Annotated in this window: 13 protein-coding genes and 2 tRNA genes; 13 read left to right on the forward strand and 2 right to left on the reverse strand. The window is 63.8% G+C overall.

Annotation, left to right across the window (positions count from 1 at the left end; translation table 11 throughout):
- Positions 1-318 precede the first annotated feature (318 nt).
- From CWO89_RS27320 to CWO89_RS27375, 12 genes are all read left to right on the forward strand, one after another.
- Positions 319-1,452, forward strand: a complete 1,134-nt coding sequence (locus CWO89_RS27320; protein WP_130581727.1) for a glycosyltransferase — start codon at positions 319-321, stop codon at positions 1,450-1,452.
- 7 nt (positions 1,453-1,459) lie between these two features.
- Positions 1,460-2,962: a glycosyltransferase family 39 protein gene (locus tag CWO89_RS27325; RefSeq protein WP_130581716.1), complete on the forward strand. Its 1,503-nt coding sequence runs from the start codon at positions 1,460-1,462 to the stop codon at positions 2,960-2,962.
- 243 nt (positions 2,963-3,205) lie between these two features.
- Entirely contained in the window at positions 3,206-3,901 is a 696-nt protein-coding gene (locus CWO89_RS27330; protein WP_130581717.1) for a DUF899 family protein, read from the forward strand.
- Between the two features lie 415 nt (positions 3,902-4,316).
- On the forward strand, positions 4,317-5,660 hold the full coding sequence (locus CWO89_RS27335; protein ID WP_130581718.1) for an RtcB family protein: 1,344 nt from the start codon (positions 4,317-4,319) through the stop codon (positions 5,658-5,660).
- Between the two features lie 266 nt (positions 5,661-5,926).
- Positions 5,927-7,084, forward strand: a complete 1,158-nt coding sequence (locus tag CWO89_RS27340) for a DUF2778 domain-containing protein (protein WP_130581719.1) — start codon at positions 5,927-5,929, stop codon at positions 7,082-7,084.
- A gap of 137 nt (positions 7,085-7,221) precedes the next feature.
- A complete protein-coding gene (gene lepB / locus CWO89_RS27345) occupies positions 7,222-7,965 on the forward strand; it encodes a signal peptidase I (RefSeq protein ID WP_130581720.1) in 744 nt (247 codons plus the stop codon).
- Positions 7,966-8,165: 200 nt separating this feature from the next.
- Positions 8,166-8,237: transfer RNA gene (locus CWO89_RS27350), tRNA-Leu, on the forward strand.
- A 5-nt stretch (positions 8,238-8,242) separates the two neighbouring features.
- Positions 8,243-8,308: transfer RNA gene (locus CWO89_RS27355), tRNA-Asn, on the forward strand.
- Between the two features lie 340 nt (positions 8,309-8,648).
- A complete protein-coding gene (locus tag CWO89_RS27360) occupies positions 8,649-9,800 on the forward strand; it encodes an SPFH domain-containing protein (RefSeq protein WP_130581721.1) in 1,152 nt (383 codons plus the stop codon).
- A 483-nt stretch (positions 9,801-10,283) separates the two neighbouring features.
- Complete coding sequence (locus CWO89_RS27365; RefSeq protein ID WP_130581722.1) at positions 10,284-12,008, forward strand: pyrroloquinoline quinone-dependent dehydrogenase; 1,725 nt, start codon at positions 10,284-10,286, stop codon at positions 12,006-12,008.
- A 24-nt stretch (positions 12,009-12,032) separates the two neighbouring features.
- Positions 12,033-12,416, forward strand: coding sequence for a c-type cytochrome (locus CWO89_RS27370; protein WP_245476612.1), 384 nt, complete (start codon positions 12,033-12,035; stop codon positions 12,414-12,416).
- 8 nt (positions 12,417-12,424) lie between these two features.
- Positions 12,425-13,189: a substrate-binding periplasmic protein gene (locus tag CWO89_RS27375; RefSeq protein ID WP_349644908.1), complete on the forward strand. Its 765-nt coding sequence runs from the start codon at positions 12,425-12,427 to the stop codon at positions 13,187-13,189.
- Between the two features lie 217 nt (positions 13,190-13,406).
- On the opposite strand, the gene groL is transcribed toward CWO89_RS27375, so the two are convergent.
- Both groL and CWO89_RS27385 read right to left on the reverse strand, forming a co-directional pair.
- The gene (groL, locus tag CWO89_RS27380; RefSeq protein ID WP_130581724.1) at positions 13,407-15,047 is read right to left on the reverse strand and encodes a chaperonin GroEL; all 1,641 of its coding nucleotides are present in this window, start codon (positions 15,045-15,047) and stop codon (positions 13,407-13,409) included.
- Between the two features lie 41 nt (positions 15,048-15,088).
- Positions 15,089-15,403, reverse strand: coding sequence for a co-chaperone GroES (locus CWO89_RS27385; RefSeq protein ID WP_130581725.1), 315 nt, complete (start codon positions 15,401-15,403; stop codon positions 15,089-15,091).
- Between the two features lie 387 nt (positions 15,404-15,790).
- On the opposite strand from CWO89_RS27385, the gene CWO89_RS27390 reads away from it, so the two are divergent.
- Positions 15,791-16,081: an usg protein gene (locus CWO89_RS27390; protein WP_130581726.1), complete on the forward strand. Its 291-nt coding sequence runs from the start codon at positions 15,791-15,793 to the stop codon at positions 16,079-16,081.
- Positions 16,082-16,112: the final 31 nt, after the last annotated feature.

The raw sequence follows: 16,112 nt of genomic DNA on the forward strand, positions 1-16,112 counted from the left end.
GCCACAGCGCAACCGGCACCCGCCGAGCCGGCCCCGAGGGGGCCGGTGATTCGGGAGGTGCCGAACTAGCGTGAGCGCCCCGCACAGCCCCTTGCGGAAGCGTACAGCGGTTCCTATCTAGTTGTTAACGGCGCCGTCGCAGTCTGAAGGGCTCTGGCGTCGGGACGACCACGTAATAGCAAGGCAGCGCCGGATGTACGCGCGCCTGTTGTTCGTGGTCGTTGGCATTTTTGGGCGTCTCCAGGCCCTTTTTCCCGCATTCTGGCCGGCGTTTAGGGCTTCCCGCGGCTCGGCGGCGCGGATATACGCTTGGCCGCCATGAATGACGCCATCAAACCGGGCCCCGAAATCCCGTCGCAGGCCGTTGGTTTGCCGCTTCTTTCGGTTGTCGTCCCCACCTTCAACGAGCGTGACAACGTCACCGTCCTGTACCGGCGGCTGGAGACGACGCTCGCCGGTATCCCCTGGGAGGTCGTCTTCGTCGACGACAACTCCCCTGATGGAACCTGGGAGGTGGTGCGCAGCCTGGCGCGGCAGGATTCGCGCGTGCGCTGCGTCCGCCGGGTCGGGCGGCGCGGGCTCTCCGGCGCCTGCATCGAGGGCATCCTGGCCTCCAGCGCCCCCTATGCCGTGGTGATGGACGCCGACCTGCAGCATGACGAGACGCAACTGCCGAAGATGGTCGATCTGCTGCGGAGCGGGAAGGCCGATCTCGTGGTCGGCAGCCGCTATATCGAGGGCTACCGGGCCGAGGGGTTCGACAAGCAGCGCGCTGGCGCCAGCGCCTTCGCCACCGAGATCGCGCGCCGTTTGCTGCGGGTCGACATCGCCGATCCCATGAGCGGCTTCTTCGCGATCCGCCGCGACCGCTTCGAGGAGCTGGCCCCAGACCTCTCGACGCAAGGCTTCAAGATCCTGCTCGACGTCGTCGCCACCGCGCAGGGCAAGCTGCGCGCGGTGGAGATTCCCTATACGTTCGGTTCGCGGCAGCACGGCGAGAGCAAGCTCGATTCCATGGTCGCGCTGGATTTCCTCGGCCTCGTGCTTGCGAAGCTGACCCACGACGTCATCTCGCTCCGCTTCGTGCTGTTCGGCCTGGTCGGCTCGCTCGGCCTGCTCGTGCATCTGGCCGCGTTATACGTCGCGCTGGAAGTATTCGGCGCGCCGTTTCCGGAGGCGCAGGCGACCGGCGCGATCGTCGCGATGACCAGCAACTTCGTCCTGAACAATTTCCTGACCTATCGCGACCAGCGGCTGAAGGGCTTTGCGATCCTGCGCGGCCTGTTGCTGTTCTATCTCGTCTGCAGCGTCGGCCTGCTCGCCAATGTCGGCGTCGCCTTCTCGGTCTACGACCAGGAGCCGATCTGGTGGCTTGCGGGCGCGGCCGGCGCGCTGATGGGCGTGGTCTGGAATTACGCGATGTCCGGACTGTTCGTCTGGCGCAAGCGATGATCGGGACATGAATCCGAACGAGGCGAGTCTCGTCCGTACGACCGTCGTGACCGTCGTCGGGCTCGTCCTGCTGCGGCTTCTCGCCGCCGCCGTTACGCCAATCACCTTCGACGAAGCCTATTACTGGATGTGGTCGAAGCATCTGGCCGGCGGCTATTACGATCATCCGCTGATGGTTGCGCTGGTGATCCGCGCCGGCACGCTGATTGCCGGAGATACCGAGCTCGGCGTGCGGCTGGTCTCGATCCTGCTGGCGCTGCCGATGAGCTGGGCCGTCTATCGCTCATCCGAGATCCTGTTCGGCGGCACGCGTGTGGCGGCGAGCGCGGCGATCCTGCTCAACGCCACCTTGCTGGCCGCGGTTGGCACCATGATCGTGACCCCGGATGCGCCGCTTCTGGTCTCGGCAAGCCTGCTGCTATTCGCGCTCGCCAAGGTGCTTCAGACCGGGCAGGGCGCATGGTGGCTTGCGGTCGGCGCCGCCGCCGGCGCTGCGCTCCTGTCAAAATACACCGCGCTGTTTTTCGGTCCTGCGATCCTGATCTGGCTCGCCGTGGTGCCAAAGCTGCGGCGCTGGTTCCTGTCGCCCTGGCTCTATCTCGGCGGCGTGGTTGCGCTGTTGATGTTCGCGCCCGTCATCCTCTGGAACGCCGACCACCACTGGGTCTCCTTCATCAAGCAGATGGGGCGGGCGCGCATCGAGGATTTCAGGCTGGCCTTCATCGGTGAACTGATCCCGACCCAGATCGCGTTTGCGACGCCGCTGGTCTTCATCCTCGGCGCGATGGGGTTGCATGCGCTGGCGTTCCGCCGCACTGGCGCCTTCGCCTCGCGCCTGCTCGTCAATCTGATGTTCTGGATCATCGTGGTCTATTTCATCTGGCACTCGCTGCATGCGCGTGTCGAGGCCAACTGGTTCGCACCGGTCTATCCGGCCTTCACGGTCGCGGCTGCCGTGGCCGCGACGATGGTGCCGTGGGAGGGACGCTGGCAGCGGCTTGCCGATGTCTGCCGCCGCTGGGCGGTGCCGACCGGGATCGTGATGTTCGTGCTGCTGATCGTGCAGGCCAATACTGGCGTGCTCTCGCTCTATCGCCGCGATGCCACCGTGCGCAGCGTCGGCGTCGGCTGGCACGAAACCGCGGCGGAGATCGAAGCGGCGCGCGCGCGTATTGGTGCGACCTGCGTGCTGGCGCCGGATTACGGCACCACGGGCTGGCTTACCTTCTATCTGCCGAAGGGCACCTGCGTCGCGCAGCAGACCCAGCGCTATCGCTGGGGCAACGTGTCAGAGCCGAGCGCGGCCGAGCTTGCCGGAAAGCTGCTCTATGTCCATGAAGCTGGGCCAGGGGATCCGTCGTTCCTGAAGGAGATGTTCTCCCAAGTGGAGAGGATCGCCGAGGTGCAGCGCAAACGCGGCCCGCTCGTGATCGAGACCTACGCGCTCTATCTCCTGGAAGGACCGAAGGGCGACGTCTTCGACCGCTCGCCGCCGCCGGAACTGCAGTAGCGCGCTCTTGCCGCAAACGATGGCCTCATACCCCGCGCATGCGGGGTATCCAGTACGCAGCGGCGCTTCGGCTCCAGTTGCCGCTGTGGAATACTGGGTCACCCGCCGGAGCCTGTCATCGGGCGGCGCGTACGCGCCGACCCGGTGGCGGGTGACGACGAGCAGAATTTTTTAGCAAGCATGTCGTCTTCGCGCCTCCAGGAACGTCTTCTACGAGATATCGCCAACCAGCGAGGTTCCGTCATGACCAGTTCCATCCTGAAACCCGCCGCCGAGCTTGCCGCCACCAACACCACGCGCCACCCGAATGAGAGCGCGGAATATCGCCTGGCGCGGCAGGCGCTGCTCATCGAAGAAATCGAGCTGCGCCGCCAGATCGCGCGTGTCACCGAGCTGCGCCGGGCGTTGCCGCCGGGCGGCGAGGTGACGAAGGCTTACGAGTTCATCGGCGAGGGCGGCCAGGTCGGTTTTCCCGAGCTGTTCGGCGATAAGCAGACGCTCGTGATCTACAGCTACATGTTCGGGCCGCAGCGTGAGAAGCCGTGTCCGATGTGCACCTCGTTCATGGGCACCTGGGAAGCCAAGCTGCCCGATGTCGAGCAGCGCATCGCCTTCGTGTTCGTGGCGCGCTCGCCGATCGAGCGGCTGGTCGCGGCGAAGCAGGCGCGCGGCTGGACGCAGCACAGGATCTTCTCGGATATGTCCGGCGACTACACGCGCGATTACGTCAGCGCGGCCGATGCCGATGCGCCCGACTACAACGTCTTCACGCGGCGCAACGGCACCATCCGCCATTTCTGGTCGGGCGAGATGGGACCGAAGATGTCCGACCCCGGCCAAGACCCGCGCGGCGCGCCTGATATCGATCCGCTCTGGACCATCCTCGACACCACGCCGGAGGGCCGCGGCACGGACTGGTATCCGAAGTTGAGTTACTGAGCGCGAGGAGCGGTGCTCACACCCAGTGCGTGCAAGCGCTATTTACAAATCCGCGGATTGATGTATTTGATCGTGCACTTCTGCCGTTCTTACGAGACGACGATGCAACGCTTCGACTCCGCACTATCACAGCATGCAGGCCTGCCGGTCAGTCGGCCGGGTCAGCATCTGCTGCGCGTGGTGTCAACAGACGCGCGCTGCATCGCAGTTAAATCAGCAGTATAGACGGCAGCGGGTTTTTCCTCTGCCGTCCAGGCAGAGAGAATACCCGCAAAGCGCCCGCTGCAGCGCGTTGCACCTCGCAAAAACCTCCCTGCCTGCAAGACCAAACCGGCCGATGTCGCAGCCGACATGGGTCATTTGGAAGCTTGAAAGAGCTTTCGGAATGAAAGTGAAATGCAGGGAAGGGGATCACATGCGATCCGATCCATACCAGGAGCGAGCCAGGCAACTGGCGATTGAGGCGGGGCTCGACCCCGATGCGAAGATCGACCGGCCGGGCCAGCGTCCGATGCCGACGTGGTGCACGTTTCGTGATGCCGCGCGCAAGGAGCGTCTTGCGCGCGAAGCGCAGGCGACTGCCGCCGACATCGCGACCAACAGGCCGCAGGATGCGCAGTACCAGAGCAGCCCGCTGAAGATCTTCGGCAAGCATGACGACGTGACGGTCGCGCAAATGCGTAACTGCATGGCGGTCGGCAACGTCGTGGCTGGCGTGATCTGTGCCGATGGCCATCTGGGTTACGCGCAGCCGGTCGGCGGCGTGATCGCTTATGAGAAGCAGATCAGCATCTCCGGCGTCGGCTTCGACATCGGATGCGGCAACATGGCCGTACGGCTCGACACCCGGTTCAGCCAGATCGAAGGCAATGTCGGTACGATCATTCGCGACGTTTACAAGACGATCTCGTTCGGCATCGGCCGCACCAATGACGAGCGCGTCGAGCATGCGCTGTTCGACGATGGCGATACCTGGCGCGAGTCCGACATGGGCGCGTACCGGCAGAAGGCGGTCTCGCAACTCGGCACCGTCGGCTCCGGCAACCACTATGTCGATCTGATGCGCGACGAGGAGGGCTTTGTCTGGATCGGCGTGCACTTCGGCAGCCGCGGCCTCGGGCATACGAGCGCGACCCGCTATCTCAAGGCGGCTGGTGGCAAGGATGGCATGAATGTGCCGCCGGCCGTGATCGACGAGGATAGCGAGATCGGACGGCGCTACATCGCGGCGATGCAACTCGCCGGGCGCTATTCCTATGCCGGTCGCGAGTGGGTGATCGAGCGCGTGCGCAAGATCATTGGTGGCGAGGTCACCGACATGGTCCATAACCATCACAACTACGCCTGGCGCGAGAACCATGGCGGCAAGGAATTGTGGGTCGTCCGCAAGGGCGCGACTCCGGCGTTTCCGGGCCAGCGTGGCTTCATCGGTGGGTCGATGGGTGATGATGCCGTGATCGTCGAGGGCGTCGACAGCGAGGAGGCCAAGGCTTCGCTCTATTCGACGGTGCATGGCGCGGGCCGGTTGTTTGGCCGCAAGGAAGCCAAGCGAAGGTTCACGCGCACCGAGATGGACGCGTGGCTGAAGTCGCGCGGCGTCACCTTGATAGGTGCCGACCTCGACGAGAGCCCGATGGCCTATCGGAGGTTGCCAGAGGTGCTGGCCGAGCATGCCGGTTCGGTCAAGGTGCGGCACACCTTGCGTCCTTTCGCGGTCGCCATGGCCGGCGAGAACGAGTTCGATCCGTTCAAGGATTAACTTGATTCAGGTGACACGAAATGAGACATCAGGCCCGGTATGTCTGATGTCTCATTGCCCCAAAATCCCCAAAATCCCCGCAAAAATACGTGAAATGTTCGCGGAACATTCCTGGCTTTCACGTGCGCCTCAGATCTGCCTGCGTTTAATCCGCATTTAACTAAAAGTCGCCTTAATGACGCTTCGCGCCTCTGCGAGACGCTCCGGCGGAAGTTGTCCCGCGCTCTCAAAGAGGAAGAAGTGGAACTGTTCTGGACGCAAGGCGAATGAGTACGAGTACCGGTGCGTTTGGCTTTGCGGCGCCCTCCCGCAAAAAATCTTCCCGGAAAGTCCTCCCTCACCATTTCATTGGCAGCGCCGCGGTCGCGGCGCTCGTGGTCGGCTGCGCCTGGACCGTCTACACCAATATCTTCGCGGCGAACGTCTATCCCTCGATGGGCAGTGCCGCCTATGAGGCGCCGGTCGTGAAGCGGGAGGCTGCGGTCGCCGCGCGTTCGACGCCGTCCTTCAACGACGTGTTCGCGTCGCTGCCGCCACCGCCGCCGACCTTGTCGAAGCCTGAGCCAAGCTCGGCTTCGATTATGTTTAACGAAAGGTTTGCGGCCGCCGCTCCGGAGGGCGTGGAGTCACGGGCGGCCGAGACCGCACCGCCGGCGGAAGCGCCGAAGATCGCGGAAGCGTCGAAGCCAGCCGCCGCAGCCAAGCTCGCCGAAGCGAAGGCAGGTGCTGCGCCGAAGGGGGTTGAAGCGGCGAAGAAGGAAGCGGCGACCTCGCTGCAAGTCGCGCTCAACACGCCGGCCGCGCCGGTTGACACCAAGCCCGCGGCAAAATCGTCGGGCGTCCGCGACATGGCGGCGCGCGCCAAGGCGGCGGTGATGTCGATCGCCTCAGGCGAGAGGCAGTCGATCGTCGAGAAGCTCTGGGGCAAGCGCGAGTCTTCGGGCTCGCTGCTGTCGTTCGCCTCCGCTGACGCCAACGTCACCGCCAGCATTCCCTCGACGCTGAGCCAGAACCCGATGAACGGCGGCTCGCCACCCTATGACCGCCAGACCGCCGTCTACGACATCGCCACCAAGACCGTGTATCTGCCCGACGGCACCCGGCTCGAGGCGCATTCCGGCCTCGGCTCCAAGATCGACGACGTCCGCTACGCGCATGTCCGCATGCAGGGCGTGACGCCGCCGCACATCTACGAGCTCAAGCCGCGCGAAGCGCTCTTCCACGGCGTGCCCGCGCTGCGCCTGACGCCGATCGGCGGCGAGGACAAGATCTACGGCCGCGCCGGCCTGCTCGCGCACACCTACATGCTCGGGCCCAACGGCGATTCCAACGGGTGCGTCTCCTTCAAGAACTACTACGCGTTCCTGGATGCGTACCGGAATAAGGGCATCCGCCGGCTCGCGGTGCTGGCGAGGGTGCAGTGACGCTGACGCGCGTCAAGCGCGATTCAATGGTATTTCAGGCGCGAACCGTGAATCCATAGCACGTCCCGTGCAAAGCAATTGCGCGGAACTTCGCCCCGTGTATGTTCGAAAACGTACATGTCGGAATGGGGCGGGGCATGACGTTGGTGCAGGAAACGGGCCGAAGAAGTCGGCGGTGGGGTAAGATATTGCTGATCGTCGCGGCAGTCGTGCTCGCGATTCCGATCCTCTCCCCGGTGGTGTTTAGAAGTTTGCTGTTTCAACCCTTCAGCATTCCCGCGCGCTCGATGGCCCCGACGCTGCTGGAAGGCGACTACCTGTTCGTCTCGAAGTTCGCCTACGGCTACACGCATTATTCCTTCCCGTTTTCTCCCCGGCTGTTTTCAGGACGCATCTTCGGATCGGACCCTGCGCGCGGCGACGTGGTTGTCTTCCGTCTGCCGAAGGACGACCGCGTCGACTACATCAAACGTGTCGTGGGTTTGCCGGGGGACCGCATCCAGGTCAGGGACGGGCAGCTCACCATCAACGGCGCCACCGTGGCGCGGGAACGCCTGCCGGATTTCGTCGGCGAAGATCCTTGCGGAAATGACAAGCCGACGACGCGGCGTTGGCGTGAAACGCTGCCGAACGGCGTTAGCTACGAAACGCTCGACTGTATCGACAACGGCTTCTACGACAATACCAGCATCTACACGGTGCCTGCCGGCCATTTCTTCATGCTCGGCGACAATGGCGATAATTCGACCGACAGTCGCGTGATGTCGGCCGTCGGCTATATCCCGCTCGAAAACATCATCGGTCGCGCAGGGCTGATCTTCTACTCCCGCTCACCCACGGGCACTGTCCGCACCGAGCGCATAGGCTCGCGCGTGCATTGAGCGTCGCCGTATTGCCGTACCTCATTGTGTGATCGCGGAGCTACAGCGGCTGCAGCATGACGAAAAATCTCGCGCGCGCTCTTGCAACTTGGAGATGTTTCATTTATTAGCGCGCTCCTTCGCTAGGCCATGGGTTCGGGCTCGTTGAGACCCGACTGGCGCGGGCCGGTTTCCGGTTTCGTGTTCCGCCGAATGAAGACGCAGGATGTGGCTCATGGAGAGCGTCGGGGTAACACCCGAAGGCATCGGTTCGATTCCGATCTCTTGCACCAACAAAGGATAGCTCAGTTTGGTAGAGCAGGTGACTATTACTCATCGGGTCGTGGGTTCGAATCCCGCTCCAGCGCTCCGTTTCAGCCTGAAACGCTGATACCTCTGAAAGGGGACCGGACGCGCGCTTCAGTCGCAGTCCGGCCGCATCGCCCAAAAGGGCTTTTCGTCCGAACTTAGACACTGTGAGAACCGGCTTTGCGCCGCGGTGGATACCGCTTGCGCTGATGCCGGGTGGCTCCGTTCGATCGCTCGACACGCGTCGCGCGCTCGCGTGCGTGCGCCCGTCATCGTGCAAGCTCAAACCCGGCCCGCCGATCTCTCAGGAAGCCGCGTCCGCGTCCTCGACATCCTTTGCAAACGAAACCCGCTCTGTGGCCGCAAGGCCGGAGCGCCAATGATGGAGGCGTGCCATGACCTGGCATTTGCTGACGACGCAGTTGACGGTGAAGGATGGTGAGCGCGCATTGCTGACGCGCAACGGCAGGCTCGAGCGCGTGCTTGAGCCCGGTCGTCATCGCCTGCTCGATCCCTTCGGCCGCCTGACGGCGGAGATGTTCAACGTCGTCCGCACCGAATTCCCCGCGGATCGCTACGCGGTGCTGAAGGCTGCGCGGCCTGATCTTGCGGCGGCGCTGTTCGAGGCGGTCGAGACCAAGGCGAACGAGATCGCGATCGTCAGCCTCGACGGGCGTCCCGTGCACCTGATGACGCCCTGGCAGGTGCGCGTCTACTGGAAGGTCGCAACCGCTGTTGACGTCGAGCGCATCGACGTGGCGGTCGATCCTCGCGTCGATGCGCGGCATCTGGCGATGATCGAGCGTCAGCGGATCGGCGTTATCACCGAGGCGGTGGTCGAGAACCACGAGGCTGGCCTGCTCTATGTCGACGGCCGTCTGGTGGAGCGGCTGGCGCCCGGTCGGCACGCCTTCTGGATCGCCGGTCGCAAGATTGAGGTGAAGCGCCTCGATCTGCGTCCCCAGGCGATCGAGATCACCGCGCAGGAGATGCTGACCAAGGATCGCATCGCGCTGCGGGTGACGCTGACGGCGTTTCGCCGGATCGTCGACCCCGAGCGGGTGGAGGCGACGGTGCCTGACGTGGATGCGTGGCTGTACCGCCTGGTGCAGTTCGCGATCCGCGAGGCGGTCGCCGGCCGCACGCTCGACGAGGTGCTGTCGGCGAAGGCGGTGCTCGATGCGGAGCTTCGGGACTATGTCCGCGAGCGTGTCGCGGACTCTGGTGTCGAGGTGACGGAGCTCGGCGTGAAGGACGTGATCCTGCCCGGCGAGATCCGCGAGCTTGTCAACAAGGTGGTGGAGGCGGAGCGGGTCGCGAAGGCGAACCTGATCCGCCGGCAGGAGGAGACCGCGGCGACGCGTTCGCTCCTGAACACCGCCCGCCTGATGGAGGAGAACCCTCTGCTGCTCCGGCTCAAGGAACTGGAGTCGCTGGAGCGACTGGTCGAGAAGGTCGGCCGCATCGACCTGCATGCGGGCGACGGGCAGGGCTTTGATGCCCTGCTCACCAGGCTGGTTCGCCTGAAGCCCGCGGAGAGTGCGTGAGAGGAAGGGCCGCCCACGGGCGGCCCTTCCTTACGTCGTTGCGCGGAACGGAACGGATAGGTCCGCGCAAGCGGTGAAATGGATTCCGGGTTCGGCGCGGTGCGCCGCCCCGGAATGACGAGAGAGAGTCTATCCCTCGTCATTCCGGGGCGATGCGAAGCATCGAGCCCGGAATCCATTCATCCGAGAACACAGGTCGCAATTTCCGGGCAAAATCGATCCACTCCGAGACGATCGCCTTTCGGCGGGGGAACACAAAAGGCCGCGCCCAGGGGCCGTGTTGAAGCTTGACAGTTCGAGAGGGCATTCTAGGCTATTTTCTATCCACGGGTGCGCTTCGACATTCTCCGCCAAGAGGGAGAGCTATGCACGCGCCGCGACGACAAATCGGCAATCACGAGAGGGAGGACAAGACCGCTGCGAGCAGCAGGCGGGATGCAATTCCGTTGACATGAAAATGAAAAATCAAAGGGGAGGAATCCAATGGCAATCGGTATCAAGTACCTTACTTGCGGTGCGGCACTCGCGCTGGCCGCTGTGGCTGTTGCGCCACCCGCATTGGCGATCGATCCGGCGCGCCTACAGGCAGCCGAGCAAACGCCAAACGATTGGCTGACCTACCACGGCGGCTACAAGTCGTATCACTACAGCGCGCTTGATCAGATCAACGCTGATAACGTCAAGAATCTTCAGGTCGCTTGGATCCATATGCCCGGGCGCTCGACGCGCGGGTTGCAATCGATGCCGCTCGCGGCTGACGGCGTGCTGTACTACTCGGGCTCCTACAGTCGCGTCTACGCGCTCGATGGCGCGACCGGCAAGCTCATCTGGTCGTATTTCCCCGAGCTCGACGAACAACTGGTGGCGATGCAAACGCACTCGCCGTATAACCGCGGCGTCGCGCTCGGCGATGGCAAGGTCTTCGTCGGCACCGTCGACGGACGTCTCATTGCGCTCGACATGAAAACCGGCAAGCCGGCGTGGGACACGAAGCTGGTCGATTCCAAGAAGCTCACCGTCGGCTTCACGGGCGCGCCGCTGGTGGTGAAGGACACCGTCATCATCGGCAGCCAGGGCGGCGAATGGACCTCGCGCGGGCCACTGTTCGGCGTCGATATCAAGACCGGCCAGAAGAAATGGGAATTCTTCACCGTGGCCGGCACCGAGGACGCCAAGGCGACCTGGGGCAATGAATCCTGGCGCACCGGCGGAGGTGGCGCCTGGATGCCGGGCGGCTACGATCCGGAGACCAACACCATCTGGTGGGGCACGGCGAATCCCGCGCCGCTCTACGACTGGTCCGGCGCGGATTGGCAAAAGAGCGGGCCGCGGCCGGGCACCAACCTCTACACCACCTCGGTCATCGCACTCGACCCCGATACCGGAAAGCTGAAGTTCTATCACCAGGAGCTGCCGCATGACGCGTGGGACTTCGACTCGGCGGTCGGTGAATTCCTGATGATCGACCGTGACGGCCGCAAGCTCGTCGTGCATCCGAACAAGGGCGGCTTCGTCTTCGTCTACGATCGCACTAACGGGAAGCTGCAGAACGTCTGGCGGCTCGCCAAGAACATCAACTTCGTGAAGGATATCGACCCGAAGACCGGCGAACTGATCGGTCGGCGCGATCTGTCGCTCGGCCAGACGAGCTCGCCGCTCTGCCCGGCGATCGCCGGCGGCATCAGTTGGAACGCGGGCTCCTACAACCCGAAGACTGGCCTCTGGTACAAGCTCGGACAGGAATGGTGCATGGACGTGGACGTGGTGAAGACCACGCCAATCACCGAGCCGATGGCGCAGCTCAACATCGGCGCCAACTTCAAGCTGGTCCCGCCGCCGGACGGGCCGGCGCGCGGACACCTCAGTGCCCGCGACCCCGTCACCGGCGACAAGAAATGGGAGGTCACCTTCAGCGAGCCGCCGCTCGCCAGCGTGCTCGCCACCGGTGGCAATCTGGTGTTCGTGCCCGACTCGCGCGGCGTGCTGCACGCCTACAATGCCGAGACCGGGTCGGAATTGTGGTCGCACTATAATGGCGTCGGCCACAATGGCGGCATCATCAGCTACACCGCCGGCGGCAAGCAGTACATCGCAGTGCCGGCCGGATGGGGCGGCATGGTGGCCGATGAATTTCCGGCGCTGTTCGGCGAACCCTACAAGAGCATGCCGAAGGATGCCGGCGCGCTCGTCGTCTTTTCGCTGAAGTAACAATCATAACGGGGAGGCGGTGGGATGCTGTTGCGTCCCACCGCTGCAATCCTGATGCGAATGTCGAAATCAATTTTTCTCGCCACTGGCATTGCGCTGTTGTTGCAGTCCTCGTGGCCGTTGGGCGTCCGCGCGCAGCAAAGCCAGGCTCCCAACCAAGATCAGTCGGCCAAGGAGAGCGACATCGAGGGTGGCACAATGTTCGCAACCTCATGCGGCTTCTGCCACCAGAACGGTGGCCGCGCCGCCGGCAAGGGACCGAAGCTCGCCGGCACGAAACGCGACGACGATTTTCTCGCGGAGCGGATCAGGAAGGGCAAGCCCGGCGCCATGCCGGCCTTCGGTGGCGCCTTTTCGGAGAGCCAGATCATGGCGATCGTGGCGTATATCCGCGCGCTCGAGGAGTGATGCCGGCGATGCGATTTGTTGTTCTCGCAAGCCTGCTGGTCTTGTGCGGCGCCACCGATGCCACGGCGCGTTCGCTCGACGCGATCCGGCAGCGAGGCGCGCTTACGCTCTGTGCGCACCCCAACGCGCTGCCGTTCGCCAGCAGGCATGGTGACGTTCCGGGGTTCCAGGTCGAAATCGCGAAGGAGCTGGCGAAGCGGCTCGAAGTCTCGCTGGAACAGCACTGGGTGATCAACAGCTTCCAGTACCGCCGCGCCGATTGCGACGTCATCCTCGATGCGATCGCCGACCGCGCGGTGCTGGCAGAGGTGGGACTGCGCATGTCGCGGCCCTATCACCGCAGCGGCGTCGCGCTGGCGGTTGGAGCAAACTCCACCGTGGCGTCGCTGGCCGAGTTGGGATCGGAGCAGCGGGTCGGCGTGCAGGTCGGCTCGATCGCGTCCATGACGCTCGGCAAGCGAGGGATCAAGGCTTCGCCATTCGCGTTCGAGGACGACATCATGGACGCGCTCGCCAACGGCGAGATCGATGCCGCGGCGGTCACGCCCGCCGCAATCGGCTGGTTCAATCACAACCATCCCAATGCACGCGTCCGCCGCATCCCAGCCTTCGAGGACGAGCCGGACCTGAACTGGAATGTCGCTGTCGGGATGCTCAGCCCAGACGAAAAGCTGCGACAGGGCATCGACGCTGTGCTGGAGGCATTGCTGGCCGACGGCACGCTCGCCCGTATCTACGCGCGCTACGATGTCGAGCTGCAGCCGCCAAAATGAGTTGCGCCGGCAGAACGCTCGGTATTCGCGATCCGGCGCGAGCGGAGAGCTCTGCGCAAGCGGCGAAATGGATTCCGGGCTCGGCGCTGCGCGCCGCCCCGGAATGACACCGGATGGTACGGTTGGCCTATGAGGAAGATCAAGACCGGCAAAAACAAAAACCCCGGCATTGCTGCCGGGGTTTTGCATGTCGTGGATCGCTGGAAGCGAGGACTGCTTAGAAGTCCATGCCGCCCATGCCGCCACCCGGAGGCATTGCGGGGCCGGCGCCGCCCTTCTTCGGCACTTCGGCGACCATCGCCTCGGTGGTGATCAGCAGCGCCGCCACGGAGGCTGCGTTCTGGATCGCGGCGCGCACGACCTTGGTCGGGTCGATGATGCCCTTCTTGACCAGATCGGCGTATTCGCCGGTCTGCGAGTCGAAGCCGTAAGCGTAGGTCTTGTTCTCGAGGATCTTGCCGACGATGACGGAGCCGTCTTCACCCGCGTTGATCGCGATCTGGCGGGCCGGCGCCGACAGCGCCTTGCGCACGATCTCGACGCCGGTCTTCTGGTCGTCGTTCTTGGTGCGGATGCCCTTGAGCTGCTCGGAAGCACGGAGCAGGGCGACGCCGCCGCCCGGAACGATGCCTTCCTCGACGGCTGCACGGGTCGCATGCATCGCGTCATCAACGCGATCCTTGCGCTCCTTCACCTCGATCTCGGTCGCGCCGCCGACGCGGATCACCGCGACGCCGCCTGCGAGCTTGGCCAGACGCTCCTGCAGCTTCTCACGGTCGTAGTCCGAGGTGGTCTCCTCGATCTGCGCCTTGATCTGCGCCACGCGCGCCTCGATGTCGGCCTTCTTGCCGGCGCCGTTGACGATCGTGGTGTTCTCCTTGTCGATCATCACCTTCTTGGCGCGACCGAGCATCTGCAGCGTGACGTTCTCGAGCTTGATGCCGAGGTCTTCCGAGATCGCCTGGCCGCCGGTCAGGATCGCGATGTCCTGCAGCATGGCCTTGCGGCGATCGCCGAAGCCCGGAGCCTTGACGGCTGCGACCTTCAGGCCGCCACGGAGGCGGTTGACGACCAGGGTGGCGAGGGCTTCGCCTTCGACGTCTTCAGCGACGATGACGAGCGGCTTGCCGGTCTGCACCACGGCCTCGAGCAGCGGCAGCAGCTCGTTCAGCGAGGAGAGCTTCTTCTCGTTGATGAGGATGTAGGCGTCGTCCATCTCAACGCGCATCTTGTCGGCGTTGGTGACGAAGTAGGGCGAGATGTAGCCGCGGTCGAACTGCATGCCCTCGACGACGTCGAGCTCGGTCTCCAGCGACTTGGCTTCCTCGACCGTGATCACGCCCTCGTTGCCGACCTTCTTCATGGCGTCGGAGAGGAACTTGCCGATCTCGGCGTCGCCGTTGGCGGAGATGGTGCCGACCTGGGCGATCTCGTCGTTGGAGGTGACCTTCTTGGAGTTCTTCTGCAGGTCCGCAACCACAGCCTCGACCGCGAGGTCGATGCCGCGCTTGAGGTCCATCGGGTTCATGCCGGCGGCGACGGACTTGGCGCCTTCCTTGACGATTGCAGCCGCCAGCACGGTGGCGGTGGTGGTGCCGTCGCCGGCCGCATCAGCGGACTTGGAGGCGACTTCGCGCACCATCTGCGCGCCCATGTTCTCGAACTTGTCCTCGAGCTCGATCTCCTTGGCGACGGTGACGCCGTCCTTGGTGATGCGGGGAGCGCCGAACGACTTGTCGAGCACGACGTTGCGGCCCTTCGGGCCGAGGGTGACCTTCACCGCATTCGCGAGGATGTCGACGCCGCGCAGCATCTTGTCGCGCGCCTCGACGGAGAATTTGACTTCTTTAGCTGCCATGTGTGTTTTTCCTTGAGGGATTTATCCTGGGAGGGAGGGCCTTAGGCCGCCTTCTTCTTGGAAGCGGGGACGTCGAGGACGCCCATGATGTCGCTTTCCTTCATGATCAACAGATCTACGCCGTCGATCTTGACCTCGGTGCCGGACCACTTGCCGAACAGCACGCGATCGCCAACCTTGAGGTCGATCGGGATCAGCTTGCCGGCCTCGTCGCGGCCGCCTGGGCCGACGGCGACGACTTCGCCCTGCGAGGGCTTTTCCTTGGCAGTGTCTGGGATGATGATGCCGCCTGCAGTCTTCTCTTCGGCGTCGATGCGCTTGACCACGACGCGGTCGTGAAGCGGACGGAAACTCATGCAGTCCTCCTAAGCTATTCTGGATGCTGTAGAATTCTGGAGCGTTAGCAGTCTACCTTGGCGAGTGCCAAGCTAGCTGCGATGGAAATAGGCCAGACTTTGCGTGGGGGCAAGGGCTTCTAGCAGAAAAATTGGCACTCGAAATTGCCGCCTGCCAGTATCGTTTATCATCATTAACTGGTCTCCGGGCGAGCGGCGAGACCCGTATTAGCACGTGCGCTAAGTTGCTGCTAACGCACGATTTTTCAACAGCCCGTTAAACATTTAGGCTTGTGATGAGTTGGTCGCATGCGTCACATTTCTCTCATGTGAGCGCATCTCCGCCGGGGTGGCTCCGGCAGGAAAGCCATCCCGTGAATGCGCTCCTTCGAAAGCGGAGGTTGGCATATGGTGTCGCGGGTTGGTGGGGTTGTTTCCGACGAATTCAGGAAGCAGATGCTGGGGTACGGGCTGACGACGGCACAGATCCTCTACCGGATGCCGGACCACCCTTCGCTGCTGCAGACCTACGTCTGGCAGAATTACGATCTCTTCCCGAAATTCCCGGCGCTGCAGGATTTCCTTGCCTTCTGGCAGGAGAAGCTCGAGGGGCCGCTGCACTCGGTGACCGTCGCGCATTCCAAGCTGATCAAGCCGGCTGAGCTGCGCGCCGTCGACGGCGTCTTTCGGTTGCACTGAGACGCCAAGTAAGGCGCCAAGACCGATTGCC

The organism is Bradyrhizobium sp. Leo170 (assembly GCF_004296405.1).
In the GTDB taxonomy this organism is placed as follows: domain Bacteria; phylum Pseudomonadota; class Alphaproteobacteria; order Rhizobiales; family Xanthobacteraceae; genus Bradyrhizobium.

Excerpts from the sequence above, each read along its gene's own strand:
- CWO89_RS27320 (WP_130581727.1), top strand. The coding sequence starts at position 319 with ATGAATGACGCCATCAAACCGGGCCCCGAAATCCCGTCGCAGGCCGTT.
- CWO89_RS27325 (WP_130581716.1), top strand. The coding sequence starts at position 1,460 with ATGAATCCGAACGAGGCGAGTCTCGTCCGTACGACCGTCGTGACCGTC.
- CWO89_RS27330 (WP_130581717.1), top strand. The coding sequence starts at position 3,206 with ATGACCAGTTCCATCCTGAAACCCGCCGCCGAGCTTGCCGCCACCAAC.
- CWO89_RS27335 (WP_130581718.1), top strand. The coding sequence starts at position 4,317 with ATGCGATCCGATCCATACCAGGAGCGAGCCAGGCAACTGGCGATTGAG.
- CWO89_RS27340 (WP_130581719.1), top strand. The coding sequence starts at position 5,927 with ATGAGTACGAGTACCGGTGCGTTTGGCTTTGCGGCGCCCTCCCGCAAA.
- lepB (WP_130581720.1), top strand. The coding sequence starts at position 7,222 with ATGACGTTGGTGCAGGAAACGGGCCGAAGAAGTCGGCGGTGGGGTAAG.
- CWO89_RS27360 (WP_130581721.1), top strand. The coding sequence starts at position 8,649 with ATGACCTGGCATTTGCTGACGACGCAGTTGACGGTGAAGGATGGTGAG.
- CWO89_RS27365 (WP_130581722.1), top strand. The coding sequence starts at position 10,284 with ATGGCAATCGGTATCAAGTACCTTACTTGCGGTGCGGCACTCGCGCTG.
- CWO89_RS27370 (WP_245476612.1), top strand. The coding sequence starts at position 12,033 with ATGCTGTTGCGTCCCACCGCTGCAATCCTGATGCGAATGTCGAAATCA.
- CWO89_RS27375 (WP_349644908.1), top strand. The coding sequence starts at position 12,425 with ATGCGATTTGTTGTTCTCGCAAGCCTGCTGGTCTTGTGCGGCGCCACC.
- groL (WP_130581724.1), bottom strand. The coding sequence starts at position 15,047 with ATGGCAGCTAAAGAAGTCAAATTCTCCGTCGAGGCGCGCGACAAGATG.
- CWO89_RS27385 (WP_130581725.1), bottom strand. The coding sequence starts at position 15,403 with ATGAGTTTCCGTCCGCTTCACGACCGCGTCGTGGTCAAGCGCATCGAC.
- CWO89_RS27390 (WP_130581726.1), top strand. The coding sequence starts at position 15,791 with ATGGTGTCGCGGGTTGGTGGGGTTGTTTCCGACGAATTCAGGAAGCAG.